Origin of the sequence: Thiolapillus sp., assembly GCF_048562965.1 — a bacterium.
Classification (GTDB): Bacteria; Pseudomonadota; Gammaproteobacteria; order Chromatiales; family Chromatiaceae; genus Thiolapillus; species Thiolapillus brandeum_A.
Genome location: NZ_JBHNMF010001085.1, coordinates 1 through 911, shown reverse-complemented (window position 1 = coordinate 911; position 911 = coordinate 1). Strand labels below are relative to the sequence as shown.

At 53.5% G+C, this 911-nt stretch carries 1 protein-coding gene and 1 pseudogene; both read left to right on the top strand.

Features of this window, described 5'->3' with window-relative positions:
• Positions 1-186, top strand: a pseudogene (locus ACOCD2_RS22455) (hypothetical protein); the annotation flags it as partial.
• Positions 164-911: ligand-binding sensor domain-containing protein (locus tag ACOCD2_RS22450; protein ID WP_294059309.1), on the top strand; the 748-nt coding region annotated here is incomplete at its 3' end. The pseudogene ACOCD2_RS22455 and the gene ACOCD2_RS22450, both read left to right, overlap by 23 nt.

The window sequence follows — 911 nt, the reverse complement described above, 5'->3', positions numbered from 1 at the left end:
CAGAAAAACATCGGGCACATCACGCCCATTCAGGCGCTTAAGGATTGGCACAAAAAACAACCGGAATTATTCAAAAAGAAAATCTATGATCTATCGGGACTTGACAACCTTCAGGCATCACCAGATCATCCCCGGCACCAAGGGACGGGGCAGCGCTTCGGACGTGAAAAAACTGCTTGTACATGAGCAGCGGGTTTACATCGGCACACTGCAAGGGCTGTTTTATCTGGACATGAAGGACAACAGGGTGCGAAGCATCAGCACCGCGGGGCTGCAATCCGGCAGATCCATGATCTATGATCTGCTGCTCATGCCGGAAGGGAACATCCTGGTTTCCACCAGCTGGGGTGTCTTCTCCCTGGATCCCGAAACACTGCAGCTGAAACAGAAATACCTGCACATCACAGCGCCCTATGGCTCTGGAACAAACGCCCTGTTTCACGACAGCAGGCACCGGTTGTGGGTTTCAACAGACAAGCATGGCGTACTGCTGATCGATGAACATAACAAGAGGCTGGTCAGACACTTTGAGCACGATGAAGACGATCCCGATTCCCTGCGCTTCTGGAATGCCCTGAGCTTTACAGAAGATGTCTGGGGCAATGTCTGGATCGGTTCGAACAACGGCCTGAATCTCTATCTGGATGCAGATGACAAAATTATCACGCTGGCCGATTTCCGGAAGCGCCCTTCCGGTGTGCATGACCATTCCATTCAGATACTGTATTCCGACAGCAACCAGAATATCTGGATAGGCACCAGCGTGGGCGGTGTCAGCCGCCTGTCTCCTTACCTCGCCCGTTTCAGCAAGATCATCCCCGCCAATGACCTTCAGACCCCGGACAAACGCCTGCTGGGCATCGTCAAGACCCCGGAAGGTGGCCTGTATGTGGGCACCAGTGTGGGCCTAG